At 33.4% G+C, this 16114-nt stretch carries 13 protein-coding genes; all 13 read right to left on the bottom strand.

All coding sequences use genetic code 11. The features are described from left to right. Positions 1-428 precede the first annotated feature (428 nt). Positions 429-1034: a hypothetical protein gene (locus tag SJY23_RS14645; RefSeq protein ID WP_396596921.1), complete on the bottom strand. Its 606-nt coding sequence runs from the start codon at positions 1032-1034 to the stop codon at positions 429-431. Positions 1035-1730: 696 nt separating this feature from the next. After that, positions 1731-2789: a DNA polymerase beta superfamily protein gene (locus SJY23_RS14640; protein ID WP_396596920.1), complete on the bottom strand. Its 1059-nt coding sequence runs from the start codon at positions 2787-2789 to the stop codon at positions 1731-1733. Beyond that, entirely contained in the window at positions 2779-3549 is a 771-nt protein-coding gene (locus SJY23_RS14635; protein ID WP_396596919.1) for a DNA polymerase beta superfamily protein, read from the bottom strand. Before SJY23_RS14635 ends, SJY23_RS14640 begins: the two co-directional genes overlap by 11 nt. Before the next feature lie 696 nt (positions 3550-4245). After that, the gene (locus tag SJY23_RS14630; protein ID WP_396596918.1) at positions 4246-4602 is read right to left on the bottom strand and encodes a hypothetical protein; all 357 of its coding nucleotides are present in this window, start codon (positions 4600-4602) and stop codon (positions 4246-4248) included. A gap of 598 nt (positions 4603-5200) precedes the next feature. Next, positions 5201-5812: a hypothetical protein gene (locus SJY23_RS14625; protein WP_396596917.1), complete on the bottom strand. Its 612-nt coding sequence runs from the start codon at positions 5810-5812 to the stop codon at positions 5201-5203. A gap of 590 nt (positions 5813-6402) precedes the next feature. After that, a complete protein-coding gene (locus SJY23_RS14620) occupies positions 6403-6774 on the bottom strand; it encodes a hypothetical protein (RefSeq protein WP_396596916.1) in 372 nt (123 codons plus the stop codon). Positions 6775-6952: 178 nt separating this feature from the next. Then, the gene (locus SJY23_RS14615) at positions 6953-7396 is read right to left on the bottom strand and encodes a hypothetical protein (protein ID WP_396596915.1); all 444 of its coding nucleotides are present in this window, start codon (positions 7394-7396) and stop codon (positions 6953-6955) included. Between the two features lie 584 nt (positions 7397-7980). Next, positions 7981-8964: a DUF4238 domain-containing protein gene (locus SJY23_RS14610; RefSeq protein WP_396596914.1), complete on the bottom strand. Its 984-nt coding sequence runs from the start codon at positions 8962-8964 to the stop codon at positions 7981-7983. A 187-nt stretch (positions 8965-9151) separates the two neighbouring features. Further along, positions 9152-9901 (bottom strand): abortive infection system antitoxin AbiGi family protein, encoded by a 750-nt coding sequence (locus tag SJY23_RS14605; protein WP_396596913.1) that lies wholly within the window; start codon positions 9899-9901, stop codon positions 9152-9154. Between the two features lie 637 nt (positions 9902-10538). After that, complete coding sequence (locus tag SJY23_RS14600; protein ID WP_396596912.1) at positions 10539-11015, bottom strand: hypothetical protein; 477 nt, start codon at positions 11013-11015, stop codon at positions 10539-10541. A 585-nt stretch (positions 11016-11600) separates the two neighbouring features. Next, positions 11601-12677 (bottom strand): DUF418 domain-containing protein, encoded by a 1077-nt coding sequence (locus tag SJY23_RS14595; protein WP_396596911.1) that lies wholly within the window; start codon positions 12675-12677, stop codon positions 11601-11603. A 593-nt stretch (positions 12678-13270) separates the two neighbouring features. Then, positions 13271-14395 carry a Fic family protein gene (locus SJY23_RS14590; protein ID WP_396596910.1) on the bottom strand — a complete coding sequence of 375 codons (1125 nt, stop codon included), beginning with the start codon at positions 14393-14395 and terminating at the stop codon, positions 13271-13273. A gap of 763 nt (positions 14396-15158) precedes the next feature. Next, positions 15159-15830, bottom strand: coding sequence for a hypothetical protein (locus SJY23_RS14585; RefSeq protein ID WP_396596909.1), 672 nt, complete (start codon positions 15828-15830; stop codon positions 15159-15161). Between the last annotated feature and the right edge of the window lie 284 nt (positions 15831-16114).

Below are 16114 nucleotides of genomic sequence, written 5' to 3'. Positions count from 1 at the left end.
ATATACCCTAGACATTATTGAGCCCTGCCTCCGACGAGCATAGCGAGAGGAAGGCATCAAAGAACCGCTTAGTCAGTCCATCACCGATAATCAATAGAAATACACAAAGAGCTTTAAAATCCTTGCTCATTTACGCTAACTCGATCTATACCTAACTCTTCGATATTTCAACGACTTTTGAGGTGTTCTGATTTTGAAGCGGAGCCATACGATTGCGGGAATTTGCAAGTATGCTACTACCTTGGAGGTGGCTTATCTTGAGATGAAAAATATGTCCTTTGGCAATCAGCCGTCCACGGTCTAGTGTATGATTTCGTTGCGTGTTTAAGCATTAAAGTTAGCAAACAAAACACAGATAGAAAGTCCGCGAGGACTTTCGTAAATTGGCTTTTACCAGCAATTTTTTTTATGCGGTGTTGCCCATAGTTTTATTTTATTTTATTGTCAGAAATTAATTCAGTTCCGTAATAAATTCGGAATTTTTTTAATTCTTTCGGTAAAGAAAAGTACAAGTCGACTTTACAAGATTTCAATTCCTTATGGTCTAAATAAGGTGATGCCATTTTCGGTTTTCTTTTAGTTCCAAAATTAATGTTAGGACAAACATCTTGATAACCTTCAATTTTATAATCATTAAATGTATTCTCGACTTCAGGTTTGTATGAAAGCCATTCTTTTAATTTCTTATCTTTAGGTTGGAAATTGACTAAATGGCCAAATCCAATATATATCCATCCTGCAGCATAATTATGCCTAACATCTAATGGTCTAATTCTCTTTTTGTATTCATCAGAAACTAAATAAAATTTATTTGGGTCAAAATCGTCTTTTTCTCCAGATACAGATTTCATTTTATACCTAACTTGTACTTTCTTTACATCCTTTGTTGTCTTTATAGTATAGACATAATTTCCACCAACAGCTTTTTTAGCTTTAATAAATTTAAATTTAAAATTGTCAGCAGTTATATATTCTTGACTATGTAGTTGGAAATTGATTATAAAAATTACTACAATCAAAAGTATCTTTTTCATATTTGTTCGATTTTTTAAATTATGGGCAACAGGCCACTGCATAAAGCGAGTGCGGCATTTTTGCTGGATATCCTGTATTTATTTGTTTATTAATTGATTGTCTAAATATACAGTTATTTGTGGTTCCTTCGCCGTGCGTGGAGCTTTCAAACCTGCCTCCGACGAGCACAGCGAGAGGAAGGCACAACATTCGCTTTATACTGTAGTTGTGGCTGGTTGCAACAACGTTTGAGCTTTCTATAATTATGATGTGTACTTTAGACATTTTTGAGCAGTGGCCTGTGGACGGCTGATTGGTAGGGTGGGAGCTTTAAAATCCTTGCGGATTTACTCTAACTTGATCGATACCTAACTCTTCGGTATTTCAATGACTTTTGAGGTGTTTTGATTTTGAAGAGGAGCCATACGACGGCGGGAATTTGCAAGTATGCTACTGCCTTGGATATCGCTTATCTTGAGATGAAAAACATGTCCTTTGGCAATCAGCCGTCCACGGTCTTGTGTATGAAACGTAGCGTATAAATAAACGCTAATTTCTCGGATTTAGCACGAGCCGAATTTTTTATTTTTATGTTGAATTTTCTTTTATAAATATAACCAAATAAAAAATTTGGCGGAACTTTGTAAATAGTCACAAACTTTTGGGTTTAGCAGTTACTAGCTATGTTTTATACACGTTGTTGCCATTTCGTTTTTCTACTCATTCTGATAAAATTTATCTCTTAATTCAAATGTGAGTTTATTGATAAATTCAATATTCGGTTTTTCTGGTAAGTCAGAATTCTCAAAGACCAAATCCATTTCATCCTGTAGTTCTTTAGCCATTTCTAAAAGGTCTTCGTATTCATATTTTCCACTTTTAATGTCAAGTAAAAACTCTCTGTTTGGTCGCTTCACATTAATCTCTTTCTTTTTACCAATTTCAATTGCCATTTCTAAAAGTCTGAAAGTATGCATCATATTTTTTGCATCATAATTCTTTCCGTGACTTTGAGTGTTTTCATAACGCACTTCGTTCCGATTTTCTACCCAATCCCAATATTCTTTATATTCTTTGCAATATTTAGAATAACCATCTTTGTTGAAGTAGAGTAGAGCTTCTTGTTTTTCCTCTTTTGGTATTGAACTTAAACGAATATCGTTTGATAAATCGTTTTTAATAATTCCGTTATAATTGATTTGTTCATTATAAAATAGACCAAAAACATCTTTCATATGAGCAATGTTGATTAGTCCACAGTTTTCTTGTTTCCAATTTTTAAGTTCTAGAAATCTTGAAAGAGTTATTGAACCTTGTCCATAATTTACATAGCAAAACGACAAAACATTTTTTCGTTCTTTTCCAACTGGGTTTACAATTTTCTTTTTTAAACCTTTAGCTTTCTTAATTTGAGATAAAGCAAATTTTCCAAATGTGTTTTTACATAGTTTAGATAAAATCATTTTTGAATTGATTGCATCTAAATACGAATGTTTATAAATTATTGCTGATTCTGGCGTGTTAAGAAGTTCTAGGATATTTGGGTTGTTTAGAGAAAGCAACTCCATATAACGCCCTAATTCATAGTAAACAATGTCATTTGTTGAGTTACTAACTTGAGGTGTATATTCAAGGCCATAAAAATCATTTTTTGGTAGTAAAAAAACTCCTTTTATATCTGTATCAGAACTTGGTGTATCAAGTCCATATGCTTTGCTTCCGCTAATACATTCTAGAATTATTAAGTCATTTTCTTTTAAAAATTCAATTGTCATTTTGGGAAAGCATTTTTAGGAAGAATGAATTTAACTGTTTTGCATCTCCATTTGATGAAGGCAATGAATTCCTTTGCTCATCAGCAGAATTTATACAATTCTCGATAAAACTAATTAGCTCATTTTCTCCTTTGTGTAAATAGCTTTCACTTATTGTAGCTTTAAGCTCTATTAATTCGCCAATGCGGTTTAATAAATTACTTTCAATATTTAATCCATCAATCATTTTTTGAAACTCAATTGGTGGCATTTCTTTTCTCTCTAAAATCCATTTACAAGCAGTTGCAGAACGTAAAGCGTAAAAGAACTTTTTTAATTTATAGTCTTCATTTTCTTTCAGTTCTTCTGTGAACTTTTTAGCCATACTCAAGTAATGATGAATTGTGGCAATTCTTGAATATTGAGAATTTGCCAATTCATTTATTTCAGCTAAAAAGGCACTATCGGATTTGTAAAGAATAGGTGATTGAATTCTTTCTAATAAAGGCGGATTAGATTTTTGCAAAAGTCTCAAGGATTTTCGTAAATCCCAACCCGTTATATCAATATCGTTGTTTTCAAACATTAGTTCGATACTATCCTTTTTCTCGGAAAGTGATAAGTACCAATCTTTTTTATGAACGTAGATAATTCTAATGTCAAAATCGCTGTCAGGTGAAGGAAATCCCCAAGCTCTTGAACCTGTTTCACAAGCCAAAAGAATTTTTATCTCTTTTTCCTTTTCGATTTTATCTAAATATTGAATTATTTTTTCTGTCATATTATTCTAATCTATGATTTTGTTCAAAATGAATGGCAACAGGCCACTACATAAAGCGAGTGCGGCATTTTGCTGGGTAGCCTGTATTTTTTGTTTATTAATTGATTGTCTAAATATACACTTATTTGTGAATCTGTCGCCGCGCGTAGAGCTTTCAAAAATGTCTCATTCGCTTTATGCTGTAGTTGTGGCTGGTTGCAACCACGTTTCGAGGTTCTATGCTTTAGATGTATTCTCTAGACATTTTTGAGTAGTGGCCTGTGGACGGCTGATTGGTAGGGTGGGAGCTTTAAAATCCTAGCGGATTTGCTCTATCTTGATTTATACCCAACCCTTCGATATTTCAACGACTTTTAAGGTGTTCTGATTTTGAAGTGGAGCCATACGATGGCGGGAATTTGCAAGTATGCAACTGCCTTGGATGTGGCTTATCTTGAGATGAAAAACATGTCCTTTGGCAATCAGCCGTCCACGTGATTGTGTATGGTTAGTTGCGTGATTTAAGCAACTAAGTTAGCAAATAAATCACAAATAGAATATTCCGCAGGAATGTTCGTAAGTAGCCTTAAAACAAGCAATTAATTATACACGTTGTTAGCTTTTAGTTGTGACACATTTGAGTGAGCAGGTTTTATTGTTATTCCGCTTTTCAATTCCGCATACTTGCTCAAATTCCGTTTGAGTGATAATTCCTTTTTATTCAGTTAATTTATTATAATATGGCATTATCAATTCCTCTAATTTTTTCCGTTGTGATTTTGTCAAAGAATGTCCTTTCGGTGGATACGTTTTGGTTGGTCTAATAGCCAATTCAATTAGTAATTCTTTTATTATTTCGTTTCGGTCAATTCCGCGTGATAATATTTTGAACGTTGTGTTATTCTGAATAACTGGTCTGTCCCAATTCGAATTCTCAAATAGTTGAGAAGAAATTGAAAAAATGTGAGCAATTCCAATCCAATCATCAGGAACAATTTCGATAATCGCTTTCACATCCTTTTTCGAGATGGAATGATTTGGTTCGTTATTTATTTTTTCGGTTACGATTTTCATTGTTCGGAAGAATTAAAGCTAACAGGCCACTGCATAAAGCGAGTGCGGCATTTTGCTGGTTTGCTTTAATTTATGGTCTTGTTTGTTTGATCTAAATATACAATGAATTTTGGAGTTGTGCGCCGCGCGTAGAGCTTTCAAAAATGTCGTATTCGCGTTATGTAATAGTTGTGGCTGGTTGCAACCACGTCTCGAGCTTTCTATAATTTAGATGCAAGCCCTAGGCATTTTTGAGTAGTGGCCTGTGGACGGCTGATTGGTAGGGTGGGAGCTTTAAAATCCTAGCGGATATACTCTAACTTGATCTACACCCAACTCTTCGATATTTCAACGACTTTTGAGGTGTTCTGATTTTGAAGAGGAGCCATACGATGGCGGGAATTTGCAAGTATGCAACTGACATGGATGTGGCTTATCTTGAGATGAAAAACATGTCCTTTGGCAATCAGCCGCCCACGGTCTTGTATAAGAATAGTGCGGTTTTGTGTACGAGGATTTTCCGCTAGGAAAATCAGACGTAACAAAAATGCACTAACTCTCGATTAAGCACTAAACTACGCATTATTTTTATACGTTGTTGGCAACCGTTTTTTAATTTTCAGTTATTCTTCGATAATTGTTTTTTTTCGATTTCAGTCAAATCCTTGGTCGTTTGCAAAGAATCAAGAGTTTTTCTGTTTGAAATGGAAGTTTGTAACTTTTCTAATTCTGATTCCATTTTCTCTATTCGCTCTTCTTGTTGTTTTACATTTTTTGAAGGCGACAAACTATTTGTGAAATTATAAACACTTAATCCAGAACCTATGACTGCAAATCCAAAAATCCACCAAAACGTTTTTAATTGCCATTTTTTTAATCTTAAATCGATAATGGATTTTTCAAAATCAATACGTTCTTTTTCTGCTTTTTTTTCTTTTAATTCGGCAGTTTCTTTTTCAGATTTTGTAAATCCTCCTTGCTCTATAAATCTTTTTGTGATTCCAGTTGCTGTTATTAAACAAGCATATTCACTTATTGCAACATCAGCGACATTGTCAGTTGTGTTTTGGATTTTTTCAAATAAAAATTCAACTTCATCAGAAGATAGTTCAGGTAAAATTTCTTTTTGTATCTCGTGTGCGGAAATAGTTTTATCTCCGTTTTTTAAAGCGTATTCAAGAATTAAATCTTTTGCTTGTCCTTCAGTTATGATTTTGATTTCATCTGTCATTTCTCAAATGGTTGCCAACAGGCCACTGCATAAAGCGAGTGCGGCATTTTGCTGGATAGCCTGTATTTATTTGTTTATTAATTGATTGTCTAAATATACAGTTATTTGTGGTTCTGTCGCCGCGCATAGAGCTTTCAAAAATGTCGTATTCGCGTTATGTAATAGTTGTGGCTGGTTGCAACCACGTCTCGAGCTTTCTATAATTTAGATGCAAGCCCTAGGCATTTTTGAGTAGTGGCCTGTGGACGGCTGATTGGTAGGGTGGGAGCTTTAAAATCCTAGCGGATTTACTCGCACTCGATCTACACCCAACTCTTCGATATTTCAACGACTTTTGAGATGTTCTGATTTTGAAGAGGAGCCATACGACTGCGGTAATTTGCAAGTATGCTACTGCCTTGGATATGGCTTATCTTGAGATGAAAAACATGTCCTTTGGCAATCAGCCGTCCACGTTGTTGTGTATGGTTAGTTGCGTGTTTAAGCAACTAATTTAGTAAACAAAAACGAACGCGAGAAAATTCCGAAGGAATTTTCCAAGTAAGCAACGACCAAAGCAATTAATTATACACGTTGTTGCCCACAGTTATTTATTCATATAGTTGAGTAATTTCGACGTTTTCCTTTTCTTTCAAATATTCCCAAACTAATTCGCTATAACACATTAAATCTTCATCAACAAAACAACCAAGGTCAAAATGTTGAATATCATATTTTTTCAAATTTTTCCCTAAATTTCCCGTTCCTGCAAATCCGCCAGAAAAATGCTTTAATTCATTATTTTCTTTGTCCATTGCAAAACGTTTTTTAATTTCTTCACAATTCATTGAGCTATATTCCGAGAAAATTTTGTTTTCACGCTTTAATGAGAAATGTGTCAATGTCAAATTTATTGTTAACATTAAAAATATCAAGGATATTCCTAAAGCTGAATAAGTAAGAATTTTACTTTTTATTTTCAACTTTCTTGGTAGAAAAAAGTATAGAATTATTAGTCCGACTAAAATTAGCAGAAGGTAAAATTCAGTTTCAAACCAATAATCAAAAAGCTTTAAGTAGCTACAGGTTCCAAATCCGATTCCAAGAATCAGTATTGTTAGAATTAGGTATTTTAACTTTGAGTACAATTTTTTGAATTTGTTATTTTATGCGTTTCCAAATCGTATAGTGTTTTTCAGTTCCGAATTCAATTTGATTTCCCGTAATAGACTTTATTGTTAATTCTTGTGGTTTGAAATAATAATACCCATCTTTCTTTTTCTCAATTAGATTTCGTTTCAAACTCCATTCGATTGCTTTGGGTTTATTATCAGCCTGTTCTTTTTCTAATCTTCTTTCTATTGTCAGCTTATTCTTATTCAATTTATAATTTCCAAAATCAGAATTCGTTTTAGTTAGATAAAACTCAAATTCATTATTAGCTTTGAAGATTCGGTCTGCATAACCAGTTCCGTTTTCTGTTACAGGTGGACACCAAGGAACTTCTATAAATTCCGATTTTTCTTCTTCAGTTCTTAAATCACACTCTCTTTCAAATCTCCACGTTCCAATTATCAATTCGGATTGAGTTTGTTGTGCACTCAAAAGTCCAAATTTAAAAAATAATATGAATGTTAGTATGATTCTCATAATTGTGGGCAACAGGCCACTGCATAAAGCGAGTGCGGCATTTTGCTGGGTAGCCTGTATTTATTTGTTTATTAATTGATCGTCTAAAGATACAGTTATTTGTGGTTCTGTCGCCGCGCGTAGAGCTTTCAAACCTGCCTCCGACGAGCGCAGCGAGAGGAAGGCATCAAAGAACCGATTAGTCATGCCATAACCAATATTCAATATAAAGACACCAAGAGCTTTAAAATCCTAGCGGATTTGCTCTAACTCGATCTATACCCAACTCTTCGATATTTCAACGACTTTTGAGGTGTTCTGATTTTGAAGTGGAGCCATACGACGGCGGGAATTTGCAAGTATGCAGCTGACATGGATATGGCTTATCTTGAGATAAAAAACATGTCCTTTGGCAATCAGCCGTCCACGTGTTTGTGTATGATTTCGTTGCGTGTTTAAGCACTAAAGTTAGCAAATAAATCACAGATAGAAAGTCCGCGAGGACTTTCGTAAGTAGGCTATAACTAGCAATGAATTATACACGGTGTTAGCAGTTGTTTTTATTCACTAAATCTGAAATTCATAGCTGGGTTTTGTCTTTGTTTTTTCATTTCTACATATTTCTCAAAATCATTTGTTTTAGAGATGACTTTGTCAGAACTTTTCAGAAATGCACTATAGTTTAAATTTGTAATCAAATCAGAATTCCAATCTCTAATTATTCCAATTCCTCGATTCAATTCCGTGAGGTTTTTATCAAGTTCTTTATCGAAAATAAAAATAGAAAAGTCACTTGATATAGGTAGATGTATTGTTAAAAACTCAATATAATTTCCAATATCAACTACAGGTTTGTCTTCTCCAGGAAATGTCATTAAAGCTCTATGGTGAGCAAGAAAATCTGGTTTCCACCGAATGTTTATTGGTGTGTTGGTTGTGATAAAGTGTTCTTTTGATTTATTTAATAAAAATAAGTTTCCTGCATTTCTTAATTGAGTTTTAATATTTAAAATTTCGTCAATTAAATGGTCAAAAAACAGGTGGTAAGTTTTGTTTAGTTTGAAGTCTAAACCATAAAGTTGCTCAATAATTCCGAAAATTAGTAGATTATGGATTACATCTAAAAACTCTTTGTCTTCTAAATCGCTAACACCAGTTTTTAAAGCAAATGAAACACCTAAATACCCTAGTCTTTTCCTGTAAAATGGTGTCCTAAAAGTTTGTAACAATATGAAGTCATATAATTTTTCTCTTTCAGGTCTTTCAAATTTAAAGTCTTTTTCAGATTTTATAGTTCTATCTAGGAAGTTCAATAAAATAGCAGAAACTTCTTCGTTTAAGCTTCTAATATTGTCATCAACAATTTCTTCGTAATTTTCTGAATGATCACTAAATTTATTCAGAATATCAGGATTTATATCATAAAGAAGTTTTTCGTAACATTCTTTTTTTGGGGAAGTTTGATATTTATTTTCTCTATTTACATCAAAAACAAAAAACTTTTCATTTTCATCAGCGAAGTTTCTCAAATAGAATTGAGGCACATAATGTTGCTTGATGTTTGTTTTTCTGGATGTCATTTCTCAAATAACTGCTAACGTTGTTGTATAAGATTAGTTGTGTGTTTTAAGCACTAAATTTAGCAAATAAATCACAGATAGAAAGTCCGCGAGGACTTTCGTAAACTGGCTAAAACCAGCAATTAATTTTATACGGTGTTGTGTACAGTTATTAAAAGTCAGTTTTAATTTGTTCAGTAGTAATAATTCTAGTAGTTAGTCTTCTAACTTGCTCCATTGAGAACTTTTTTCCTTTTGCATCTTCTAGAAACCTTACGAATTCCGATATTTCGCTTTCTTTTTTTATAATAATATAAGTAATATCATCTGGTTCAAACTTCAACCTAATTTTTGATACACTAGAATTATACCTCGCTTTATTTTTTCTGTATTCGGCATCATTATCAATTATATAAGGATTTTTTTTAAGCACATTCTTTTCAGGACAGTACCGCCATTCTCTTTCGTCTGAAAATCTGTATTCAGAATTTATTGTTTTACCACTTCTGATAAGTTCACCTTCATAATTCTTCGAATAACGAAAGAAATCTGCTAATGCTAATTCAGCCTCAGTTAATTCCTCAACCTTTTTATTATCAAGTATATTATCATAAAGAACATCAAATGTATGTTCAGCTAAAGCAGAATTTTTCTCTATATATAAAACAGGATTTAATCCATTTTTAATTGCCCATTTTCTCGACAAACCAATACCATAAGAACCGTAACTCTTAATATGATTTTTTACTTGTGATAATGGAATATCACAAAATGAAACCATTGGTACACCAAATACATATTCAAAGGAATCAGAATACATTGTTTCTAGGCAGTACTTTATTTTGAAGTCACCTGTCAAAATCCCTTTAAGGGATGTTTTATTTTTTGTGATATGAATTAAAGAATTTGAACTTAATCCCATAGGCTTGTTTTAATTGTACACAACAGGCCACTGCATAAAGCGAGTGCGGCATTTTGCTGGGTAGCCTGTATTTATTTGTTTATTAATTGATTGTCTAAATATACAGTTATTTGTGGTTCTGTCGCCGCGCGTAGAGCTTTCAAAAATGTCGTATTCGCGTTATGTAATAGTTGTGGCTGGTTGCAACTACGTGTGAGCTTTCTATAATTGAGATGCAAGCCCTAGGCATTTTTGAGTCCTGCCTCCGACGAGCATAGCGAGAGGAAGGCATCAAAGAACCGCTTAGTCATGCCATAACCGATAATCAATAGAAAGACACCAAGAGCTTTAAAATCCTAGCGGATTTACTCGCACTCGATCTATACACAACTCTTCGATATTTCAACGACTTTTGAGGTATTCTGATTTTGAAGTGGAGCCATACGATGGCGGGAATTTGCAGGTATGCTACTGCCTTGGATGTGGCTTGTCTTGAGATGAAAAACATGTCCTTTGGCAATCAGCCGTCCACGCGTTCGTGTATGGTTAGTTGCGTTGGCTAGGAACTAAGTTAGCAAAAGAAAACGAACCAGAGGAAAATCCGTAGGATTTTCCGAGTACACACAGAACGAGCAATTAAATATACACGTTGTTGTACCTAGTTTTTTATCCATTCAAAATCTAAAACATCACGTAATCTATTTAGACTTGAATTTGATAAATATTTAAATGCTATTCCAATGAAAGCATATCTTATTATTAATATTTGTCCAATAACAACTAAAATAAATATTGGTGAAAATTCTTCTGTTCCAGTCAATATAGCAACTGTAATTCCTATTATTGGAAAGCAAAGAAAAATACTCAATAAAATTTTAAAAACTTTATGTATTTCAACTTTCACGTTTCCACTTTCAGAGTTGATTTTTCCAGTCATTACACAGAAAGCTCCTTTTCCAATAACAGAAGAGATTACTTTGAATTCATTTCCGTTTATCATTCCGCGAAAAGATTTATCGGTATGTTGAGAAGTAAGATTTTCAGATTTTTCCGTTCTCCGATTCAATCGATTCAGTGTTTCTGCTTGGTCATCAATTAGCTTAAATTTCTTTTCTTTGGTTGGGAAAATGTTCATTTCTTAAATTAGGTACAACAGGCCACTGCATAAAGCGAGTGCGGCATTTTGCTGATTTGCTTTAATTTATGGTCTTGTTTGTTTGATCTAAATATACAATGAATTTTGGAGTTGTGCGCCGCGCGTAGAGCTTTCAAAAATGTCGTATTCGCGTTATGTAATAGTTGTGGCTGGTTGCAACTACGTGTGAGCTTTCTATAATTGAGATGTATGCCCTAGGCATTTTTGAGTAGTGGCCTGTGGACGGCTGATTGGTAGGGTGGGAGCTTTAAAATCTTAGCGGATTTGCTCTAACTTGATCTATACCCAACTCTTCGATATTTCAACGACTTTTGAAGTGTTCTGATTTTGAAGTGGAGCCATACGATGGCGGGAATTTACAAGTATGCTACTGCCTTGGATGTGGCTTATCTTGAGATGAAAAATATGTCCTTTGGCAATCAGCCGTCCACGGTTAGTATATGAAAAGTAGGCGATTTCGAAACACTAAACTTTCGGTTAAGCACGAACTTAGATACGAGCCGAAACCATTGATTTTATTGCTATTTCGCCTATTTTTTATATACATTGTTGTAGCCAGTTTTTCTATCGGATTATTTTTTTCATTATCCATTCTACGGGTCCATTTTCTCTACTTTTCAGCCAATAAGTTGCAAACAATACACATAAAACACTAAAAATTAAAGCATACGCAACTGAAAATTCTATTGGATAATTCCCCATTTTTTCTGGGTTAATAGCTTCAATAAGTCCCATACCAATAATTACGTGTGCAACATAAAAAGTTAGAGCTAATTGTCCCGTTTTATTTAGAGCCATAAGTATTTTGTTTGTTGAAAATCTTTTTCCGATAATGATACAGGCTGATATTATTAATACGGAAATTGCAATTCCATTAAACATATAAATTGGTAATGGTGGCATTGGGTTTGTTCCAATAATTTCTGATAATTCACTTGCTGTTTGTTCGTTTCCTTCTGATAAAAATGAAATTGACACGTATGATAAAATTTGAATTACAACAAAAGTAATTGAACTAACCAAAAATGCTTTTTTGATAAATCGGTCACTTTTCAATTCTTGTTTGCCAAACCAAAAACCAAAAAGCATAAAAGCAGTCCAAGGTATTACTGGGTGAAAACCATTGAAGAATAGATTTCTAAAAAATCCATTAACTGTCCAAAAATCGAGATAATCTAAAGTGTCAAAATTCCAACCTGTTTCGTAATTCCAAAAGCCAATTAGTAATGGATAAAACAGTATTAATGCAATTGCCGAAATTAAAATAGTTTTTTCATTGCTTTTTAGTAGAAGCAAAATAACAAGCATATAAATTCCATAAAAATGCAAAATGTCCGCTGGCCAAATTACAATATATGAAAGACCAACAATGAAAAGAAATAAGGCTCTTTTTACAATTCTTATTCTAGCGGTTTTTAATTTTTGGCTGTCTTTATTTTTCAATGCAGAATTTGTCATTAAAGCAAGTCCAACGCCTGCTAAAACTACAAAAGTTGCTGCTGCCTTTCCGTCAAAAGCACTCGTAAATGATTTTACCCAACTCAATCCATTTTCGCCAAGTACGACTTTAAAATTAACGATTATCATTCCGATAACTGCTAGTGCTCTTGCTATATCAATTCCGATTATTCTTTCTTTCACGGGTTTTTCTTAAATTGGCTACAACAGGCCACTGCATAAAGCGAGTGCGGCATTTTGCTGATTTGCTTTAATTTGCGGTCTTGTTTGTTTGATCTAAATATACAATGAATTTTGGAGTTGTGCGCCGCGCATAGAGCTTTCAAAAATGTCGTATTCGCGTTATGTAATAGTTGTGGCTGGTTGCAACCACGTCTCGAGCTTTCTATAATTTAGATGCAAGCCCTAGGCATTTTTGAGTAGTGGCCTGTGGACGGCTGATTGGTAGGGTGGGAGCTTTAAAATCCTTGCGGATTTACTCTTACTCGATCTATACCCAACTCTTCGATATTTCAACGACTTTTGAGGTGTTCTTATTTTGAAGCGGAGCCATACGATGGCGGGAATTTGCAAGTATGTTACTGCCTTGGATGTGGCTTATCTTGAGATGAAAAACATGTCCTTTGGCAATCAGCCGTCCACGTGTTTGTGTAAGAAAAGTTGCGTGTTTTAAGTACTAAAGTTAGTAGATAAAACACGAACCAAGAAAATCTGCGAGGATTTTCATAATTAAGCTTTTACCAGCAATTTTTTTTACACGGTGTTGGGCAACGTTTTTATTTAAATAGTTTTGTATATTCTCTGAATAAATAAATTTTCCCTCTTTTTCCTCCAGTAATTTCGGTTAATATTTCCAACTTTTCAAGTTCTTCTATTAATTTGTAGACAGAAGGTGATGATAAACTTGTCAAATCTTTAACTTTTTGAGCATCTATAATTGGTCGTTGGTAAAGGTGGTTTAAAATCAATTGTGCGTTATGTGAGCGACTTCCTAATGTTTGTAGTTTAATTTCAACTTCTTTTTGTAACTTCAAGATACTATCAAATGTGTTTATTCCGTTTTTTGCAGTTTCAATTACACCAACTAAAAAAAATTTCAGCCATTGACTTAAATCATTTTTCTCTCTAACTCTTGTCAGATTATCATAATATAACATTCTGTTTCTTTCAAAAAAATCTGAAAGATAGAGGATAGGCTTTTTTAATATTCCTTTCTCAACTAAATATAATGTAATCATTAGTCTACCAACTCTTCCATTACCGTCTAAAAAAGGATGAATTGTCTCAAATTGATAATGAATTAAAGCTATTTTAAGTAAATCAGGGAAAAATGATTCAACATTATGAGCAAAATTTTCTAAATCACTCATATATTCATTAACGCTTGTATGAATTGGAGGAACAAATGTAGCATCATTAATACTTGCTCCTCCTATCCAATTTTGACTACTCCTAAACTCTCCTGGAAGTTTATGTTTTCCTCTTACACCTTGGAGTAGTATTTTATGTGTCTCCCTTATTAATCTTGAAGAAAAAGGTAGTTTTTCTAAACTTTTGATGGCTGAATTTAATGCTTCAATATAGTTTTGAACTTCTTCCCAGTCATCTCGTTTTTCATCATTTACATCCTCTTTATCTAATAAAGCATCTTCTATGTTTGTTTTTGTTCCTTCAATTTTGCTTGATTGGGTTGCTTCTTTTAAAACGTGCATACTGATAAATAAATCTATATTTGGAATATATTCAGAATACATATCAAGTCTTCCAAGTTGCCTATCTGCTTGACTTAAAAGAGTTAATACTTCCATATCGTCAATTGTCCATTGTTGATTTATTTTCGTAGGTTGAAAGCTTTTATGAGTTCCTTGGTTTATGTAATTACCAGATTTGAATGTTTTCATATTTATTTAAGTATAAACTTAAACAAAGATACTTCTTAATTAAGAATATTATAAAAATATTAAATAAGAAAGACTTTAAGTTAAGTAAATGCTTAAATTCTTAATTATGCAAGACCGCTATTTAATGTTGCCCAACAGGCCACTGCATAAAGCGAGTGCGGCATTTTGCTGGATAGCCTGTATTTATTTGTTTATTAATTGATTGTCTAAATATACAATTATTTGTGGTTCTGTCGCCGCGCATAGAGCTTTCAAATCCCGATGTACTTCGGGACGCTTTATGCGCTAGTTATTGCATCCGACGAGTGAGTGACGAATGAGAGGAATGCATAATTGCAACAACGTTTTAGCTTTCTATAATTATGATGTGTACTTTAGACATTTTTGAGCCCTGCCTCCGACGAGCATAGCGAGAGGAAGGCATTAAAGAACCGCTTAGTCATGCCATAACCAATATTCAATAGAAAGACACAAAGAGCTTTAAAATCCTAGCGGATTTGCTCTAACTAGTTCTATACCCAACTCTTCGATATTTCAACGACTTTAGAGGTGTTCTGATTTTGAAGCGGAGCCATACGACGGCGGGAATTTACAAGTATGCTACTGCCTTGGATATGGCTTATCTTGAGATGAAAAACATGTCCTTTGGCAATCAGCCGTCCACGTTTATGTGTAAGGATATTTGCGTGTTTAAGCAACTACCATACTAAAAATGGAACGAACAAAATTGGTAAGTATCGAGCAATTATATTTACACGGTGTTTTATGCTGGTTTTTTTCTATTTATATCCATTCTGTTAGTTTTTATCAGCACTAATAATGTGAAGAAACCAATAACGATTGGAGTTAAAAATAGAAGCCATTCGAAAAAAGTAGTCATTTCAAATTTTCTGTAAATGTTAACTGTTGAATAAATATTGAAAATAAATGGAGAAATAATTAGTCCATAAGCAATTGGAACCCACAATAAATTCACGATAAAACTTAAAAAACCTGATTTTTCATTTAAATGCTGAATAATAAACGTCTCAATTAGTGAGTTAAATCTTAGTCGATCATTTAACAGGGAATTGAAATCAAGATTAAATAATTTGGATGTGGTATTTGAATATACATGCTTTTGGTCAGCTAATTCAATCCAAACTGCTATATATCGATAATATATAAATGAGAACATTGAAGGCAATAAAAGAATTACAATTGAATTATCTTTAAATTTAAGAGGTCCGATTGAAATTTCAGAAATTGTAGTACTAAAAATCAAATAGTAGGAAAACATTATTAAAATCAATAAAGAAGAATATCTTCTCATAGTTTTTCTATTCTCTTCAATTCTTGAAATCAGCAAACTTAAATACTTTTCCTTGAGTTCGTTTGATTTAAGTTCGTTCTCAATGAGTGTTGTAATTATATTATCTTTTCTCGTTTTTTTCATTTGCTATTCTAATTTCCAAATAAAGCATTCTGCATAAGTCAAATACAGCCCCAGATAACTATCGGGATTGCTGATTTGCTTTAATTTATGGTCTTGTTTGTTTGATCTAAATATACGATGAATTTTACAGCTGTGCATTTGTCGAGAAGGTCTGAGCTACACTAATTTGTAAACGGTAGCATGACCATTTATTTAAGTAGTTATTAAGGCACTTAAAGACAGTCCTGGAGATTATAAGAAGAGGAAGGAGGGAAGTGTCTAGTTCGGCTTTTATGAGGTTATAA

This window comes from Dokdonia sp. R86516, from assembly GCF_044596715.1.
GTDB lineage: Bacteria > Bacteroidota > Bacteroidia > Flavobacteriales > Flavobacteriaceae > Dokdonia.
This window is presented reverse-complemented; position numbering and strand designations above follow the sequence as displayed.